This window comes from Rhizobium sp. Leaf453, from assembly GCF_001425605.1.
GTDB lineage: Bacteria > Pseudomonadota > Alphaproteobacteria > Rhizobiales > Rhizobiaceae > Pararhizobium.
The window spans coordinates 154,555-172,498 of the sequence record NZ_LMRG01000031.1; the positions used below are offsets into that span (position 1 = coordinate 154,555).

Genomic DNA, 17,944 nt, shown 5'->3' on the forward strand with positions numbered 1-17,944 from the left:
CCCGCGTTGACGCAACACCGCAAGATCATCGTGGTGCTGAAGGGATATCCGCGCCTGTCGGAAACCTTCATCGCCCAGGAACTGCTGGGATTGGAACGGGCCGGCTTCGAACTCTCGCTGGTGGCGCTGCGCCGCCCGACCGACAAGAAACGTCATCCCGTTCACGACGAAATCCGCGCGCCGGTGCATTACCTGCCGGAATACTTGCATGACGAACCCATGCGTGTTCTGGGCGCGCTTGCCAGATGCCTGCCGAAACCGGGCTTCTGGCGCGCTCTGCCGGCACTTGTATCCGATTTCTGGCGTGACCGGACCCGCAACCGCATCCGCCGCTTCGGCCAGGCCATGGTCCTTTGCGCGGAATGGCCTGATGGCGGCGAATGGCTGCACGCGCATTTCATCCACACGCCGGCATCGGTCGCCCGTTATGCCAGCATCATCAGCGGCACGCCGTGGACCTGCTCGGCCCATGCAAAAGACATCTGGACCTCGCCGGATTGGGAGCTGAAAGGCAAGCTTGCCAGTACGCGGTGGACGGTCACCTGCACGCAGACCGGGTTCGAGCATCTGCGTCACCTCTCCGGCAACAAGCCGCATGTGCATCTGAGCTATCACGGCCTCGACCTCACCCGCTTTGGCGCATTCGATGGCGAACGCCCACCCGTTGACGGGTCACGATCGGAGGCGCCGGTGACGATCGTCAGTGTTGGCCGCGCTGTCGAGAAGAAGGGCTTCGATATCGTCCTGCGCGCCCTCAGCCTGCTGCCGACGGACCTTCACTGGCAGTTCGAGCATATCGGCGGCGGCGAGCAATTGGCGAAGCTGCAGGCACTGGCGAGAGAGCTGGGCATTGCTGCAAAAGTCACCTGGCACGGATCGATGTCGCAGCAGGAGGTGCTTGAGCGATATCGCAGTGCCGACATTTTCGCGCTCGCCTGCCGGATTACCGCCGACGGCGATCGGGATGGATTACCGAACGTTCTCGTCGAAGCCTCCAGCCAGAAACTGGTCTGCGTCTCGACCAACATTTCCGGTGTCCCGGAACTGCTTGTCGATGGCGAAAATGGTTGCGTCGTGCCGCCGGAAGATCCGCAGGCCTTTGCCGCAGCCTTGGAACGGCTTATCCGGGACCCCACCCTGCGTGCCCGGTTGGGGCATGCGGCGGAACACAAGGTGCGCCGCGAATTTGACCATCAAACCAGCATCCGGCAGCTGAAACAGCTGTTCGAATCTGAATGGCAGACCATCCCATGACCACTGCGACGCCAAAACGTGTCTTCTTCTATGTCCAGCACCTGCTTGGCATCGGCCATCTCGCCCGCGCCAGCCGCATTGCCCAGGCGCTCGCAGAAAATGACTTCGATGTCACCGTGGTCACAGGCGGCACGCCGGTTACAGGCTTTCCTGGTCCGAAGATCCGTCACATTGCCCTTCCGGCGATCACATCAGGAGACGCTGGGTTTTCCGGGCTGGTCGATATCGATGGCAATCCCGTCGATGACACATTCAAGGATAATCGCCGCGACCTGATGCTGTCGGCCTTCCGCGAAAGCAAGCCCGATATCGTCATCATCGAAGCCTTTCCGTTCGGCCGCCGTCAGGTCCGCTTCGAACTCCTCCCGCTTCTCGAAGAAATTGCTTTAAAGCAGCCCAAACCGCTGGTCGTCACCTCGCTACGCGACATCCTGCAGGAACGCTCCAAGCCCGGCCGTGACGAGGAGACGGTGGCAACGATCAAACAGTATTTCGATCGCGTGCTGGTGCATGGCGATCCGGCCTTTGCCCGGCTGGAAGACACATTTCCCCTCGCCGCCGAGATCGCCGACAAGATCGTCTATACAGGGCTGGTCGCGGCACCGCCGCCCGCCAGACCCGAAGAGCAGTTCGACATCATCGTTTCCGCCGGTGGCGGCGCTGTCGGAAATGCCCTGATCCGGGCAGCGCTCGAAGCTTCAAAAACAATTGGCGGTAAGTTCGCCTGGGCACTGATCACCGGCCCCAACCTGCCGCAGTCGGATTTCGATGCGATCTCGGCCGATACACCGGCGCATGTCAGTGTCTTTCGGTTCCGGCCAGATTTCGCCAGCCTGCTCGCCGGAGCAAAACTCTCCGTATCACAAGCTGGCTACAACACGGTCTGCGATATCCTGCGTGCCGGATGCCATGCGCTGCTGATCCCGTTCATCGCCGGTGGCGAAACCGAACAGACTGTCCGCGCGGAGCGGTTGGCCAAGCTCGGACTGGCCCATGTCCTGACCGAAGACGATCTGTCGCCGGAAAACATGACGGTCGCTATTCGCGCCGCGCTCGCCGCCACCGCCAAACCACCCCACAGCCTCGACCTCGAAGGCGCCGGTCACACTGCCGAAATCCTGCGAGGCCTCGTCTGACCCCGCTGCTCAGACCGTTCCGATCACCATGAACCGGGTGTACTTTTTCATCGCCAGCGACCCGGCAAACGCCACATGGGCGAGCGACGTCTGCTCCAGGAATGCTTCCAGCGACGGCACGCAATTGATGTGGGTCGGCTCGCTGAAATAGTCGTTTGACTGCAGCATGACCTTCGTGCCGCGCGGCAGGAGAGCCAGCCAGGCCGGCAGGTCGGCGATATGCTCGCAACTGGTGTTGATCACCAGATCAGCACCGAGCGTCGCATAATCCAGCGCATACATGTCCTTCGTCACAGCCTTGAACCGGTCGCCGGCCTTGGCATTCAGCGTTTCCGCGATAACGCCAACCTCCGGATCGATGTCGAAGCTCTCGACCAGACCGATATCGAAGCGGCTGTCGTCGAAAAACATCCCGGGCAGGACGCCATACCAGCCGCCGAGCAAAACGATGTGCTTAAATTTTCCGCCAAGGCTTTCAAACAGCTTGTCGCGCGCCCATATCTTGCTTCCAACCTGCTTATGATTGAAGGCCGTGCCAAGGTCCGCGTGCGGATATTTGGCCACGACTTTCGCAAGACCCTCGATCAGGGAGCTTCCCGTATAGGCGGAAAGACCGCGGATTATATCGAAGGCACTTTCGTGCCAATCTGTTGTGTTTGCTTCGTTTGTTCGGGTAGTTTTCATCATGCGCGTGTTGTAGTCTGGACTTTTCTGGAGTGCAAGGAATGCTCGTCAACCTGAAGGATGCCAACTCCGTTTCGCCGCCCCTGGACGACGGGAAGGACATCCCGCACCTGTCAGGACTGGGCGCCAACATGCGGCAGGTTTTTGCGGCGCATTTCATGCGCGAGTGCCCGCATGTCCTCGAAATCGGCGGCCATATCCGGCCCATAACGCCCTATCTCACCCATCACCCGCTGTCCGTCACATCCGTCGATCCGAAGACGGAAGCCTATGAGGCGTCCGAATTGAACGGTCAGCCCTGCATCGTCAGGCACATTGCCGCCAAGTTCCAGCAGATCGACTACGACTATGCGCCCGGCAGTTACGGCCTCGTCCTGCTCGGCTACTCGCTGAAACCATTTGGCCGACGCGATCCGCTCGGCGACCTCTTGTTCTCGCTGATCGACAATGCCTGTACCGTCATTATCGAATATGCGCCTGAACTGGAACGGGCCGCATCGCAGGTACCGCACATCATCAGTCGTCCGTCCGTTTCGGTCAGGGGGCGTTTCGATCTGCACTTGCATGACCCCGAGATCGCCGGCACGCCCTATGCGGCCAGACGCTTCTATGTCCTCGACACCCGCAGCACGGCTGGTTGAATTCGCCCATGGAAAAAAGTATCGCCCGTTACATCTGGACTCACACCCGCGCGCAGCAGCTGTGGATTCTGCTCGTTGTCGCCGTGTCGATGATCCCTTACTTCCTGTCGTTCGATCTGCCCAAGCAGATCGTCAACGGCCCGATCCAAGGCCAGGGTTTCGACCAACCGGGCGCAACTCAGACCTTCATGAACATCAATTTCGATCTGCCATGGATCGGCAATGTCGCCCTGTTCGACGGGATCGAGCTGACGCGCATGCAGACGCTGTTCGCACTGAGCCTGGTCTTTCTGCTGCTGGTGATCATCAACGGGCTCTTCAAATTCTACATCAATACCTATAAGGGCCGGCTCGGCGAGCGACTGCTGCGGCGCATCCGTTTCGAACTCGTTGACCGCATCCTGCGCTTCCCGCCCAACCAGTTCAAACGCATGAAGGGCGCCGAAGTCTCCAGCATGGTCAAGGACGAGGTCGAGCCGCTCGGCGGCTTTACCGGGGATGCCTTCGTGCAGCCCGCCCTGCTTGGTGGGCAGGCCCTGACGGCTCTGTTCTTCATTTTCATGCAGAATGCCTGGCTTGGCCTGATCGCGGCCGTCATGGTGGGCGTCCAGGCGGTCATCATTCCGCGCATGCGCCGACGCCTGCTGATTCTCGGACGCGAACGCCAGATCACCGCTCGCGAACTCGCCGGTCGCGTCAGCGAAATCGTTGATGGCATCGGCACGATCCACGCCTATGACACGTCAAACTATGAGCGCGCCGACATCGCTTCACGCCTCGGCCTGATCTTCAAGATTCGTTACGATCTTTACCAGTGGAAATTCCTGGTCAAGTTCATCAACAACTTCCTCGCCCAGCTGACGCCGTTCCTGTTCTATTGCATCGGCGGTTACCTGGCGCTGCAGGGTCGTCTCGACATCGGTCAGCTGATCGCCGTCATCAGCGCCTACAAGGATCTTCCCGGTCCGCTGAAGGACCTAATCGACTGGGACCAGACCCGCCAGGACGTGCAGGTGAAATACGTGCAGGTCGTCGAACAGTTCAGCGTCGATCGCACCATCGATCCGGCCATCCAGACCATCGCCATCAAGAATGCCGGCGTACTGAAGCATCCGTTGGCTGCGGTCAACCTTTCGCTGGCCGACGACAGCGGCGCGAAGCTGCTGGAGCGTGTTTCCGTCCAGATCCATCCCGGCGAAACCGTCGCTATCGTCGGCAGCGCCGCGGGTGGCGGCGACGTGCTGGCGGAGGCCTTCGCACGTCTCGTCTGGCCTGAAAGCGGCAAGGTAACCGCTGGCGGTGACGACCTTCTGGAACTGCCGGAATCCGTAACCGGACGCGGCATTTCCTATGTTTCGGCCGATGCCTACTTCTTCTACGGCTCCTTGCGCGACAACCTGCTCTACGGCCTCAAGCATGCGCCGTTGAAGGATGCTGTCTATGAAGGCAGCCGCGCGACGCACCGCAAATGGCAGATCAACGAGGCGAAGCTCGCGGGCAATCCTCACCATGACGTCAACAGTGACTGGATCGACTACGAGGCAGCCAATGCGACGGGTGACAGCGATCTCTTTGCACCGGTTCTTTCGGTGCTGGATACCGTCCAGTTGTCGAAGGATATCCTTGATCTCGCGTTGCGCAGCACGGTTTCGCCGGAGGACCATCCTGGCCTCGCCGAAGGCATCGTCGAGATGCGCCACGCGCTGAAGGAGGAACTCGAAGATGCTGGACTCAGCAGCCTTGTCGTCTCCTTCGAACCCGGCGCCTACAACACCGAAGCGACCGTCGGTGAAAACCTGCTCTTCGGCACCGCAACTGGACCTTCTTTTGTCGGCAAGGCCATCGGCAAGAACGTCTATTTCCGCTCCGTCGTCGGCGGCAGCGGCCTTGACCACATCCTGTTCGACATGGGCTACAGCATCGCGGAAAACGCGGTCGAACTGTTCTCGGACCTGCCGCCGGATCATCCCTTCTTCCAGCAACTGACCTTCATGACGGCGGATGACATTCCGACCTATCAGTTGCTGCTGCAGAAATACAAGGGCAAGGGCTTCGATGTTGCATCCGAGGACGATCGCGGCGCCTTCATCCGGCTGGCCTTCCGCTATATCGAACCCCGCCATCGTTTCGGTCTGCTCACCGAGGAATTGATGGCCAAGATCGTCGATGTCCGCCGCCAGTTCCACGACGGGATGCCGGAAGACTTGCGCAACGAAATCGAGCGCTATGACCCCGATCGCTACAACGCGTCGGCAAGCCTGATGGATAATATCCTGTTTGGCCGCATCAGCCACAAGCATTCCGACGGCTCCAAGCGCATCCGCTCGATTGTCAGTTCCCTTCTGAACACGCTCGGCCTGCTGGAACAGGTGCTCGATATCGGCCTCGATTTCAATCTCGGCGCCGGCGGCAAGCGCCTGACCGCCGTGCAGCGGCAGAAGCTCAATCTGGCGCGTGCGCTGGTGCGCCGGTCGGACTACTACATCTTCAACCGGCCGTTGCCGGGCCTTGACCACCGCCTGCAGGACGAGATCGTTCGCGACGTGCTCAAGCTGGTGCGGCGTGATGGCCGCGATCCGGCGGTGATCTGGGTGCTTTCGAACACGGCGCTTTCAAGCCTGTTTGATCGCGTACTGGTCTTCGACAGGGGTATGCTTGTGGAAGACGGCACACATGCGGCTCTGGTCGAGAATAACGGTATCTTTAAAGAACTGGTATCATCATAATGTCAAAAGAGACGTCCATGTCCGCGGGACAGGCGGATATGGACGTCCTTCCGGACAATGCACGCGTGGGGAACACAGGCAGCTGAACCGGAAGACGGAAAATGGGGATGGGCTCGAACATGCTTCTGAAAGACGAAGTTCAAATGCTGCGGCGCGTGCCGCTCTTTTCGAATGTTGAACCGGGAAAGCTGAAGCTTCTCGCGTTTACCTCCGATCGTGTCAGCTACGATGTCGGCGAGGCTCTTTTCCATCAGGGAGACACCGGCGACGCGGCTTATGTCGTTCTGGATGGCAAAGCGGACATCCTGGTCGATACACCGAGCGGCCCGATCAAGATCGCCGAGGTCGAGAAGAACTCGATCGTTGGCGAAATTGCCATCCTTTGTGATGTGTCGCGTACCGCCACGGTCCAGACGACGACCGCAATGGAAGCCCTGCGCATTCGCAAGGACCACTTCCTCAAGCTCTTGACGGACTTCCCCGAGATCACCATCGAGATCATGCGCGTGCTGGCGGATCGCCTCAGCCATACGACCAGCGAACTCTCCGAAGCCCGCAGCCGGGCGCGCAAGGCGGATTAATAACGTCCTCGATTTGGAACGGCAGGCTCTAACGCGCTTGCCGACGCTCCCCCTGCGCTTCCGTTATCGCCGTTATGGCTCCTGTCTCACGGTCGATGCGGAAGTTTCCGGACGGCAGGCCGGAGGCATATTTGCTGTACATGCGGAAAATCAGGGCAAGTAATGCCTGAACGCACGCCGGGTCCGTCCAGTTGCCATTGGCGTAGAGACGCTCAATCGCACTGTATGCCGCAAGCCGCTCACGGCTGATCCAGTCGAAGGCCAGTTCGCTTCCCATCCGCACACGGTACCAGTCCGCCAAAAAATCGAGCGCCGACGCCCCGGTCAGAACCGCCGGCTCCAGCCGATATGTCCGCAGGTCGATCGTCTCGCGTGCCGCCATGGCAGTGGTCACGGCCTCGGACAGGGCCACCGGCTCCTCGATCAGCGCCAGTGCCGCAAGGCTCGCCAGATCAGCGCTGCGGAACAATTCCGCCAGATGCTTGGGCCATTCCCGTTTCAGATAGCGTCGGCCGACCAGATGGCCAATATGCTCGTAGATGAAACCGCCGTAATCGACGACATCGAGCATGCCACCTGCCTCCAGACGGGTCGGAACCACTTCCCGGTCATAGGCCCATTTCAGATCGGGATGCAGGGTCATCGCATCGATCCCGACGGTTTCGATATCGATCTCGCAATCATCGAATGCAATTACCTTGTAGGCACAGGGAAAGGCAACCAGAGACGGCATGGCGACATTGATCAGGAATTTGCCGTCTCGACCGTGGCGCGCCGTATCGTTGACATGGAGATGACCGCTGAAATGAATATCGATCCCGACATCAATCAGGGCCTCCGCCACGTCCGTATGAGGAATGCGTTCCACCATGCCGGTCTGGCCAAGCAAGGCGATCTCGTCATCGACGGTGGCGTCCAGCGGGTCGATGACCGGGTAGTGCGAAAAGGCGATGAGGTTCTTGCCGTCACGGCGGGCACGCGTCGCCACGTCTCTCATCCAATCGAGTACGAACCGCTTGTGGTGCAGCATGGCGTTCCAGCCGGCACTGGTCGAGTCCGTGAGATCGCCGGGGTCACCGGGCGCGACACCATCGACGGGAACGAAGACATTGGCATCGATCATCAGCAGCCAGACGCCCGGCAAGGGCTCGACGAGATAGGAGGCATCCATTAGCGTCCGCGTGGTCCGTCCGTCCGGTGAGCGGATGTCGTAGACCCGCGCAGCGTCGTTTCCATCACGGCCGAAAGGCGTCTCCCAATGGATATCGTCCGGGCGCGGATAGAAGCCGAAATCCGCCACCATCTCGAGACCATCAGGATATCCCTGACAATACATATGAGAACTACCGATCACCTCGCGCGCGCCACGGTCACGCACATGCGGATCGCTGCTGACGACACTGTAGCTGCCGTCTTCGTTGAGGAACCGCTTGGCGCGATGGCGGCCGGCCGCGCCGAAAATGTCGTGATTGCCGACAGTCGCATAAAATCGCATGCCGAACCGCACGGCATAATCGTCGAGCACTCGCTTGACGCCGCGGACAGTTTCCACCTGTCCGTCATCGGAATAATCGCCCAGCAACACGACATGGCGGATGCCACGCGCCGCGATATCGTCAAGCGCGAAATGGAGTGCGAAATAGCTCTCGTTGAACACGCGGGTCGAGCGCGCCGTATCGGCGAGCAACCGGAACGACAGCCGGCGATCCTCGCGCATGAGGCCGGGGAAGCCATAATCGGCATAGAGATCATGGAAATGCGCGTCTGCGATGACGGCAATGCGCGGAGATTGGGAAGGCGGCATGCTCTCGATGTTTTCCGTCAAAGGTTCAAACCGGATTCATTTGCCTTGGTCTCTCGCACAGATGGAAAGAAAAAGCGAATTGCCGTCTCGCTTAAGCCGGACAGTTTGGCTAACATGGCCGAAATGAGGCTTGGTTAATCAGGTCCAACAAAAAGACGACCTTAAGAATTGAATGGGACAGTTGCAGATGGACGGGGCACAGGCGGCTGGCCGTGACTGAGGCGAGAGAGTGAACGACAACGTGTTTCGTGTACGGCTCTGGGGAGTTCGAGGCAGCCTCCCCGTTTCCGGGGTCGAATTTCAGCATTATGGCGGCAACACCATCTGCATCGAGATGCAATGCGGGCCTCACACGCTATTGTTCGATGCCGGCTCCGGGCTGATGCCCGCTGGCCAGGCTCTCAAGGCCGACGGCGTTTCCGACTTCAATCTCTTCTTCACCCACTGCCACTACGACCATATCGTCGGCCTGCCCTATCTGCCGGCTTTGTTCGATCCCATGGCTTCGGTCACCATCTGGTCGGGGCATCTGGCCGGGCGCATGTCCACCCGCCAGATGATCGGCGAATTCATGCGGCCACCCTGGTTTCCGGTCGAGCCGGATATCTGCCGTGCCTCCATCAACTGTCGCGATTTCCGTTCTGGTGATGTGCTTGTTCCCCATGACAACGTTGCGATCCGAACCGGCAGCCTCAACCATCCAGGCGGCGCTATCGGCTATCGCGTCGAATGGGGCGGCCGCGCCGTTGCGTTGGTCACCGATACCGAACATCGGCCCGGCATTCTCGATCCCGCCGTGCTCGACCTGATCGAAGGCACTGATCTTTTCCTCTACGACTGCATGTATACGGACGACGAGATGCATCGGCATGTCGGCTACGGCCATTCCTCCTGGCAGCAGGGCATTCGTCTTGCCAAGGCGGCCAATGCCAAGCAGGTTGCCTTTATCCATCACTCACCACTACGCACCGACAGCGAACTGGATGCAATCCAGCGGCTGGCCGAGCGCGAGTTTGCAGGCGCCTTCACAGCGCGCGACGGTCAGGTGATCGACGTCTGAATCGCATCCGCACCGGATATCCAGCGGGCGGCAGGGTGGCTTGCGGTCGCCTTGAACAAAGCGGTCAGGAAATCACGCACGGCCTGGTCATGCACCAGATGATGGGTCAAGACGCCCGTCACGCCGCCACGATCGAAGGTGTGCTGAAGGCGTGCGACGATCTCGCTGGCAAGCTCCAGGGGATCGCGCCCTCCCCGAGTGCCGTGCCAATCCATCACATCCACATGTGAATTGATCATGCCAAGCGCCGCTGGCTTCTCAGGGCCGTAGACCGAGAGCGCCTTGAAGCCGAGCCCTGGCAGATCCGGCAAGAGGGTCCTGTCGATCCGGTTCCACGGGGGCACCAGCATCGGAATGAAACGCCCCTGATGCAGTCCCGCCAGCTTTTCAAAACCGGCACCGAGTTCGGCCAGCACATCCGCCAACGGCCGATGACGTCCGAGTTCCTGCTTCTTCTCGTCGGAACCGGCGTAATTCCGATGTGACCAGCCATGAACCGCGACGGAAACCAACCGTTCCCGGTCCAGCCGTTGCACCAACGGGTCTCCGGTATGGACCGGAATGACGGCCAGCGTCGCCGGCACGGAAAACGCACCAGCAATCTCCAGAAAATCATCGAGCGCGGCCGTCGGCTCGACCGCATCGTCATCCCGCAGCCAGAAGCGGGCTGTTTTGCCCGTTTCTTGCCACCGGTCCAATTCCTCGCCGATCAGTCTGTCGAACGCTGTCATAACTTTATCCGTTTCGCATATTGATCGAGGATCTCCGCAAGCCGTACCGCCGCCCGTTCAATCGAGCGTTCATCAGCCACAAAAGCCCGTGCCCCCGAAGCCAGCCGCGAGCGTAGGTCGGCATCGGTCAGTAGCCGCTCGATGGCCTGCGCATACGCGTCGATATCGTCCGGCGGCGTCAACAAACCCGTTCGATCATCGACGACCACGGACGGCACGCCGGCCACCGCCTGCGCCACGACCGGCAGCCCCGCCGCCTGCGCCTCCAGATAGGCAAGACCGAAAGCTTCGCCACATCCGGGCCAGAGATAGACTGATGATGCCGACAGCAGATCGGCAATCTCTTCCGCCGCCTTTTCACCGTGCCAGACGATGCGATCCGGCTCGAAACGCGAAAACAGCGGGCACACATCGGCGGCCTGTGGACCATCGCCGACGATTGACAATGTCCATGGCAGATGCGTCAGCCGTGCCAGCGCCTCTGCCAGCATGCCATAACTCAGCATCTTGTCGCCGGGCCGCATCATGGCGACCGTGATCAATCGCCCAGCCTCGGGCCGGGGTTGCCGTTCCAGCATTAATGCCGGGTCGAGGAAGGGCGGAAGCAACGTCATCCGGGCATCAGGAGCGGCAGCGGCAAGCCCGTCGCGGTCCCGCTCGGTGAGGCAGATATTGACATCCGCCAACCGCACCGCATCCAGCACATGGTCCTGCAATTGCGTCCAGTGACCGCTGTTGCGCCGATCTGAATAGGATGCCTCGGCCGTCAGATAGGCAATACCGAAGTCACGCGCCAGAGCAGGCCCGATCAGATCAGGCGCCTTGTAATAAAGGTGATAGCAGAACCAGATATCGGGTGGCCCGGATGCGCGCCATTGCGCTGCGATCCGATCTTTTTCCGCTTCCGCCGCTCGGGACAGGTCGGCAAGCGCGTCGGCCGTTGGTTCGCGAATGAAGGCGCGCAGTTCGGATGCGAGTTGCACCTCATGCCCTGCCCGCTCAAGCGCAGAAATCAGCAGCCGCGCCATCAACCGGTCCCCGGAGGGGACGGGATGGTTGGGTGATTTCAACGGGGAATAGAACGCGATCCTCATGCAGATCCGGTTCTAGGGCATAGAAACCAAGAAGGGAACAACCCGCTGGCGGGATTCGCGGGTCAGCGCAAAGCCTGCTCCGTCTCCGCATCGAAGAGATGCATCGCATCCTCGTCGAACGTGAAGGATAGCGCGACCCCGGCCTCCAGCCAGGTGCGCGGCGGCAGGCATGCGGTGACGCGCTGGCCGCCGACCCGTCCGGTCACCACCAGTTCCGGGCCTGTCAGCTCAACGACCTCGACTTCGACCTGCAAAGCCGGCTGGCCACCGGGCTCCGCGGCAAGCCGAAGAGCCTCGGGCCGGACACCGATCTTCACGCAGCGGCCAGCAGCAACCACGCCTTTCAAATGGCCGGGCAGCGCGATCACCTGTCCAGACCCATCAAGACGCAAACCATCGTCGCCGACGACGGCAGAGAGAACATTCATCGGCGGCGAGCCGACGAAGCCGGCGACGTAAAGCGTGGCCGGGCGATTATAGACCTCTTCCGGCGTGCCGAGCTGTTCGATCCGGCCGTTGCGCATTACCGCGATGCGGGTCGCCAACGTCATCGCCTCGATCTGGTCATGAGTGACATAGACTATCGTGGTGCCCAGCATCTGGTGCAGCCGCTTCAGTTCCGTGCGCGTTTCCATGCGCAGTTTCGCGTCGAGGTTCGACAGCGGTTCATCGAACAGGAAGACCTGCGGCTTGCGCACCAGCGCTCGGCCGATCGCCACGCGCTGGCGTTGACCACCGGAAAGCTGGCTCGGCTTGCGATCGAGCAACGCCTCGATCTGCAGCAGTTTCGCCGTTTCCTGCACCGCCTTTTCCCGCTCCGCCGTTGGAACCTTGCGCATTTCGAGGCCGAAGCCGATGTTGCGATGAACCGACAGGTTCGGATAGAGCGCGTAGGACTGGAACACCATGGCGATGTCGCGGTCCTTGGGATGAACGCCGAGTACCGAGCGACCGCCGATGCGCACATCGCCACCGGACGCCTCGGCAAGACCGGCGATGATGTTGAGCAGGGTCGACTTGCCGCAGCCGGACGAGCCGAGAAGCACGAGGAACTCACCGCTTTCCAGCGAGATGTCGATGCCCTTCAGCGTTTCGACCGCGCCATAGGTCTTGCGAACATTCTGGATTTCCAGCGCGCTCATGATGCGGCCTCTTCGTTTGCGATCGGGAGCGGACCGCCATAGCTGCGGGGCAACGTGGAAATGGCGCGTGAGGCAACACTTGTGCCAGCCGCCAGGCAATCAGCGAGCGGCCTGCCTTCGGCGAAAGCCGCGAGGAAGGCGGCGTTGAACACATCGCCGGCGCCAATGGTATCGACGACCTTGACAGCGGGCGCCGCGACCGAAGCGAAGGTCCCATCCGCATTGATGCCGATCGCCCCATCCGGGCCGCGCTTGACGACGACGACAGCACCCTTGGGCATATGGTCCTTGATGTGGCGGGCCGCCTCTGCGGCATCGTCAAAGCCGGAGAGAGTGGTCGCCTCGACCTCGTTCAGGAGAACACCGCCACATCGCGACAGCCAGTCCCGCGTCGCCTGCTTGTTTGCGTCCGTCCAGCCATCGAGCGGCCAGCCGGTATCGAGCACCATCGTGATGTCGTGTTGATCGGCCCAGTCGAACAGAGCGGAATAGTCGCGCGTTAGATCATCGGTCAGGAAGCAGCCGCACAGTAGGGCAATGCCGCCGGAAAGACGGTTTCCATCGAGAACGGCAAGCGTGTCTACGAGCGAGAACCGCGGCAGATGGCCGCGCGTGGTGAAGAAGGTGCGCTCGCCATCGGGATGGGTGATGCCGACCGAGAGCGTCGTGTTCTCACGATGCACGGTCCATTTCTCCGCGCGGGTACCGAACGATTGCTGCAGCCAGCGGCCGAATTCATCCGAACCGATGCTGGCGGCGATATCGAAATCGACGCCGAGCGCTGCCCAAGCCAGAGCACTGTTGCCGGCGGCCCCGCCGACCCGCAACTCGTCATGATCGACAATGATCTCCGTCCCCGCCTGCGGCCAGGGCGCCGCCGGTCCCAGGATCAGGTCGACATTGACATTTCCAATCACCGCAAGCGGACGCATTGTCATTCGCTCCGGGTGATCTTGGTGGAGCGGACCGGCGTGCCGGCATTCTCCACGCGAGCATCGGCGAAAGCGATCATGAAACGCTGCGCCACCGGCAGCATTGCAAAGATCGCCGTGAGCCCTGTTGCAGGCTCGAAGCCGAGTGTCGTCGCGCCTGCAACGGGCGGCTTGCCCGAAGCGTCGAAAACGATGACCGGAGACCCCGTTTCGACGGCCGAAACGGCCATGGCGGTGACAAGATCGGCGGTTTCGTCATTGCCACGGAACAGCACAACGCCGACCTTCGGCCCCAGCATTTCCATCGGCCCATGCCGCAACTGCCCGCCCTCAAGCGAGAAGCAAGGCGCACGCGACAGTTCGGTCAACCCGAGTGCCAGAGCTTCGGCAAGCCCCTGCAGACGGCGCCCGGAGGTGACCACAGCAGCCACATTGTCAAACGCCGCAAGCGCCGCGTCGAGGTCGTTGGTGGCCGGGGCAGCAAGGGCAGCAAGCGCCGGAGAGGCATCCGCGCCGAGGGCCGCGAGAATGGCGAGATGCAGGGCGAAACTCACGGTCAGGCTGCGGGTCGCTGCGAAGGCAAGCTCGGTACCACCGGCGCCGACAAGGCTCGGCGCCGCCTTGGCGAGAAACGACGATCCTTCCAGCGTGAGACCGAATGTATGTTCCGATCCGCCGGTTTCGGAAAACCAGCGATGAACCTCAGCACTTTCTCCGGATTGCGAGGTGATCAGCACGGTACGGCCCTCGATCGCCAGCGGCATCCCGAGCTGTTCGGACAGAGGCACGGCGATCGCTTCGATATCGAGCGCGCGGTAAAGCGGCTCGACGGCGTGGTTGACCGCATGCGAACCGCCCATGCCGAGCAGCAGCAGGCCGCCGGTTTCCCTGAGCGAAGCGGCAATCGCCTTCGCCCCTTCGCCCGCACCTTCAAAGGAAGCAATGGCATCGGCATTCTGGCGCGCCATTTCACGGTCGATGGCTTTCAAGCCTTCCGGACGGATTTTCTGTGAAGACATGGTCACCCCTTGACGCCGCCGCTGGTCAGCCCCGAGATCAGGGCACGTTGCATGACGAGACCGATCACCACCGGCGGCAGGGCGGCAAGCACACCCGCGGTCGCGATCAGTCCATAATCGGAAACCCGTCCGCCAGCGAGATCGGCGATGGCGACGGTCAGTGTCTTGGCGCGCAGGTCGGATGTGAACAGTAGCGCATAGAAAAATTCATCCCAGGCCAGCAGGAAGGCGAACAGAGCCGAGGTCGCCATTACTGGTGCGGCAAGCGGCAGAGTGATGATCCGCCATGTGGCAAACAATCCGGCGCCATCGATCATCGCCGCCGCCTCGATTTCGCGGGGAATGGAATCAAAACCGGACTTCATCAGCCAGGTGGTGAAGGGCGCGAGGATCGTCAGATAAACCAGTGCCAGGCCGAAGACATTGTTGAGCAGGCCGAGATGCGACAGGCCGAAATACAGCGGCACGGCCAGCGCCACCGGCGGCAGCATGTAGGTGGCGATCACCATGTAGAGCGACCAGCCGACGGAAGGTGTGCGCGACACGGCCCAAGCGGCGGGGATGGCCAGGGCAAGTGCCGCCAGCGTCGCCACACCGGCAACGACAATGCTGTTGATGAGCGAGGCGACGAAGGCGGCACCGGCGCTGTTTTCGACGCTGGACAGCAGGACCGCGTAGCGCGAAAAATCGACGGTCTGCGGCCACCAGCTCAGCGGCTTGGCGGTCAGGTCGGCGGCCGGCGAAATGCTCATGACAAACAGCCAGACGAGCGGCGCCAGGATCACGACAGCGAGCAACAGTGCGCAGGCATGAATGAAGATCGAAAACAGTGGGCTCTTGCGTTCCATCAGGTATTGCTCCCCGCGGTTTTGCGCACAAGGGCGGCATAGGCAGCAGCCAAGACGGCAACCAGCAGCGTGACGATCAGCGCAAGCGAGGCTCCCGATCCGGCACGCTGGAACGAGAAGGCCTCCTGATAGACGAGGATCGACAGCGTACGCGTCGAGTTGGCCGGGCCGCCGCGCGTCATCACCCAGATGATGTCGAACACCTTGAACGCCTCGATCGTGCGTAGCACCAGCGCCACCATCAGAGGACCGGCGAGATAAGGCAGCGTGACGAAGCGGAAGCGGGCGAAGGGACCGGCGCCATCGACCAGCGAGGCGGCTTGGATATCGCGCGGCACGGCCTGCAAGGCGGCAAGCGCGATCAGCGCGACCAGCGGAAAGTTCTTCCAGCAATCTGCGATGATCAGCGAGGCCAGCGCCGTGCCGGGCTCACCCAGCCAGGAGCGATAGGCATCGAGCAGACCGATCTGCGTCAGCGCGGCATTCAGCGCGCCATATTCCGGGTTATAGATCAGCCGCCAGAGCGTGGCGTTGACGACGGTCGGCAAGGCCCAGGGCAGGATCATCAAGCCGCGCAGCATGGTGCGCCCTCGAAATTCCTGATTGAGCAGCAGGGCGGCCAGCACACCCAGCACCATTTCGGCAAAGACGGAGATGATGGCGAACTTTGCCGTGGTGACCAGCGTGCGCTGGAAATTCGAACCCGTGATCGTTTTCACATAGTTATCGATGCCGACGAAGTTGCCGGCCGTACCGACAAGCTTGGCGTCCGTGAAGGACAGGTGGATCGTATCGATCAGAGGCCAGCCGATGACGGCGATCATGACGGCGAGCAGTGGCAGCATCAGAAGCCATGCGCGTGTGGTCATCGATGTCCCGGACATGGGGCAACTCTTCCTGAAAATAAGACATGATGCAAGGGCGAACGAAAGGGTCCGGGCGGCAGGGAGGATGCCGCCCGGAGATCGGTGGATGCGAGACCGTCTGGCCTTTAGAGGCCGCTATTCTCGGCAGCAGCCTTCAGCGCATCCTCCGGTGACGACTGGCCGAGCAGCGATTCCTGGATGGCCTGCTGCAAGGCGACGGACAGTTCCTGGTATTTCGGCGTCGTCGGGCGCGGATACATGGCGGCCAGCCCGAGCTTGGCGGCGCCGATCAGCTCTTCCTGACCCGCCGTAACCGCCGGATCCTCGTAGGACGAGGCCCAGATCGGCAGGCTCAGCTTGGCATACTGGTTCTGCACGGCCTGCGAGGTCATGAAGGTGATGTAGGACCAGGCTTCATCCGGATGTTTGCTGACGGCGGTGATGCCGAGACCCATCGAGCCGTTGACCGCCGAAACCTCGCTCTTGCCCGCAACGCCCGGTGCCGGCACGACGCCGACTTTGCCGGCAACCTTGCTGTCCTTGCCGGCATTGGCGAGGTTGTACATATAGGTCCAGTTGAGAGCGAAAGCGGCCTCGCCGTTCTCGAACACCTTGCGGACATCCTCCTCAAGGAATTCCTTGGAGTTCGGGTTCGATATGCCGGACGTGTAGCTCGACACCATGTATTTCAGCGCATCGAGACCGCCGCCCGTCTGGAAGTCCGGCTTGCCGTCCTTCAGAAAATCGCCGCCATAGGCGCTGACCAGCGTGGTGTAATCGCAGATCGCGGCTTCGGCCTGCGACCAACTCCAGGCGATCGGCGTTGCAAGCAGGCCCTTGTCCTTGATGGCTTTCGCCTGCTCGGTCAGTTCGTCCCAGGTCTTCGGCGGCGTCTTGATACCGGCCTTTTCCAGGATTTCCTTGTTGTAGAACAGGTATTTGGTGTCGAGAATCCACGGCATGCCATAGGAGGCGCCATCATACTGAACCGTCGTCCAGGCGCCCGGCAGGACACCCTTCTTCATGTCTTCGGTGATGCGCGAGGACACATCGACCAGCACCTTGTTGCTGGCATATTCGGCCGGCCAGATCACGTCGAACAGCACGACGTCGTAACCGCCGCCGGAGCCCTGCGCCAAGACGGTCTTGTCGTGCAGGCCTTCGTAAGGCACGAACTCAAGGTTCACCTTGACGTCCGGATTAGCCTTGGTGAAGGCATCCGTCATGGCGCGAACATCGGCTTCGCTATAGGCTGCCTGCGCCATGAACAGGGCGTTCAGCGTGGTTTCCGCATAGGCATTGGTGGCGAAAAATGCGCCGACCAGAGTGGCGCCAAGAAGCGCATTGCGCTTGGATTTCAACATGTCTTCCCTCCAGTGATTGACAACAATCGTTTCGTTGCGGCGCGGCTACCCGAACCTTTTCC

The 17,944-nt window shown here is 61.2% G+C and carries 16 protein-coding genes; 6 read left to right on the forward strand and 10 right to left on the reverse strand.

What is annotated here, in order from left to right:
- The first annotated feature begins 6 nt into the window (after nt 1–6).
- Nucleotides 7–1,254 (forward strand): glycosyltransferase family 4 protein, encoded by a 1,248-nt coding sequence (locus tag ASG68_RS29770; protein WP_062584796.1) that lies wholly within the window; start codon nt 7–9, stop codon nt 1,252–1,254.
- On the forward strand, nt 1,251–2,390 hold the full coding sequence (locus tag ASG68_RS29775) for a glycosyltransferase family protein (RefSeq protein ID WP_156373624.1): 1,140 nt from the start codon (nt 1,251–1,253) through the stop codon (nt 2,388–2,390). Before ASG68_RS29770 ends, ASG68_RS29775 begins: the two co-directional genes overlap by 4 nt.
- Nucleotides 2,391–2,399: 9 nt before the next feature.
- On the opposite strand, the gene ASG68_RS29780 is transcribed toward ASG68_RS29775, so the two are convergent.
- The gene (locus tag ASG68_RS29780) at nt 2,400–2,954 is read right to left on the reverse strand and encodes a class I SAM-dependent methyltransferase (protein WP_320416531.1); all 555 of its coding nucleotides are present in this window, start codon (nt 2,952–2,954) and stop codon (nt 2,400–2,402) included.
- 161 nt (nt 2,955–3,115) lie between these two features.
- On the opposite strand from ASG68_RS29780, the gene ASG68_RS29785 reads away from it, so the two are divergent.
- The 3 genes from ASG68_RS29785 (at nt 3,116) to ASG68_RS29795 (ending at nt 7,022) form a co-directional block, all read left to right on the forward strand.
- Entirely contained in the window at nt 3,116–3,715 is a 600-nt protein-coding gene (locus ASG68_RS29785) for a hypothetical protein (protein ID WP_062584801.1), read from the forward strand.
- Between the two features lie 8 nt (nt 3,716–3,723).
- Nucleotides 3,724–6,441 (forward strand): ABC transporter ATP-binding protein, encoded by a 2,718-nt coding sequence (locus ASG68_RS29790; RefSeq protein WP_062601854.1) that lies wholly within the window; start codon nt 3,724–3,726, stop codon nt 6,439–6,441.
- A 119-nt stretch (nt 6,442–6,560) separates the two neighbouring features.
- Nucleotides 6,561–7,022 carry a cyclic nucleotide-binding domain-containing protein gene (locus ASG68_RS29795; protein ID WP_062584949.1) on the forward strand — a complete coding sequence of 154 codons (462 nt, stop codon included), beginning with the start codon at nt 6,561–6,563 and terminating at the stop codon, nt 7,020–7,022.
- A 28-nt stretch (nt 7,023–7,050) separates the two neighbouring features.
- Here the strand turns inward: ASG68_RS29795 and ASG68_RS29800 are convergent, their stop codons facing one another.
- Complete coding sequence (locus ASG68_RS29800) at nt 7,051–8,826, reverse strand: metallophosphoesterase family protein (protein ID WP_062601856.1); 1,776 nt, start codon at nt 8,824–8,826, stop codon at nt 7,051–7,053.
- A 229-nt stretch (nt 8,827–9,055) separates the two neighbouring features.
- On the opposite strand from ASG68_RS29800, the gene ASG68_RS29805 reads away from it, so the two are divergent.
- Entirely contained in the window at nt 9,056–9,886 is an 831-nt protein-coding gene (locus tag ASG68_RS29805) for an MBL fold metallo-hydrolase (RefSeq protein ID WP_062584806.1), read from the forward strand.
- Here ASG68_RS29805 and ASG68_RS29810 read toward each other — a convergent pair.
- From ASG68_RS29810 to ASG68_RS29845, 8 genes are all read right to left on the reverse strand, one after another.
- Nucleotides 9,868–10,617, reverse strand: a complete 750-nt coding sequence (locus ASG68_RS29810; RefSeq protein ID WP_062584808.1) for a polysaccharide deacetylase family protein — start codon at nt 10,615–10,617, stop codon at nt 9,868–9,870. The two genes, ASG68_RS29805 and ASG68_RS29810, sit on opposite strands and share 19 nt — an antisense overlap.
- Nucleotides 10,614–11,711: a glycosyltransferase family 4 protein gene (locus ASG68_RS29815; protein ID WP_062610339.1), complete on the reverse strand. Its 1,098-nt coding sequence runs from the start codon at nt 11,709–11,711 to the stop codon at nt 10,614–10,616. Before ASG68_RS29815 ends, ASG68_RS29810 begins: the two co-directional genes overlap by 4 nt.
- Nucleotides 11,712–11,773: 62 nt before the next feature.
- Nucleotides 11,774–12,853 (reverse strand): ABC transporter ATP-binding protein, encoded by a 1,080-nt coding sequence (locus ASG68_RS29820; RefSeq protein ID WP_062584813.1) that lies wholly within the window; start codon nt 12,851–12,853, stop codon nt 11,774–11,776.
- On the reverse strand, nt 12,850–13,785 hold the full coding sequence (locus tag ASG68_RS29825; protein ID WP_062584814.1) for a PfkB family carbohydrate kinase: 936 nt from the start codon (nt 13,783–13,785) through the stop codon (nt 12,850–12,852). Before ASG68_RS29825 ends, ASG68_RS29820 begins: the two co-directional genes overlap by 4 nt.
- A 2-nt stretch (nt 13,786–13,787) precedes the next feature.
- Nucleotides 13,788–14,804, reverse strand: coding sequence for an SIS domain-containing protein (locus tag ASG68_RS29830; RefSeq protein WP_062584816.1), 1,017 nt, complete (start codon nt 14,802–14,804; stop codon nt 13,788–13,790).
- Between the two features lie 2 nt (nt 14,805–14,806).
- Entirely contained in the window at nt 14,807–15,652 is an 846-nt protein-coding gene (locus ASG68_RS29835) for a carbohydrate ABC transporter permease (protein WP_062584818.1), read from the reverse strand.
- Entirely contained in the window at nt 15,652–16,536 is an 885-nt protein-coding gene (locus ASG68_RS29840) for a carbohydrate ABC transporter permease (RefSeq protein WP_062610341.1), read from the reverse strand. The genes ASG68_RS29835 and ASG68_RS29840 overlap by 1 nt, the downstream gene beginning before the upstream one ends.
- Nucleotides 16,537–16,643: 107 nt before the next feature.
- Nucleotides 16,644–17,882, reverse strand: coding sequence for an extracellular solute-binding protein (locus ASG68_RS29845; protein WP_062601858.1), 1,239 nt, complete (start codon nt 17,880–17,882; stop codon nt 16,644–16,646).
- Nucleotides 17,883–17,944: the final 62 nt, after the last annotated feature.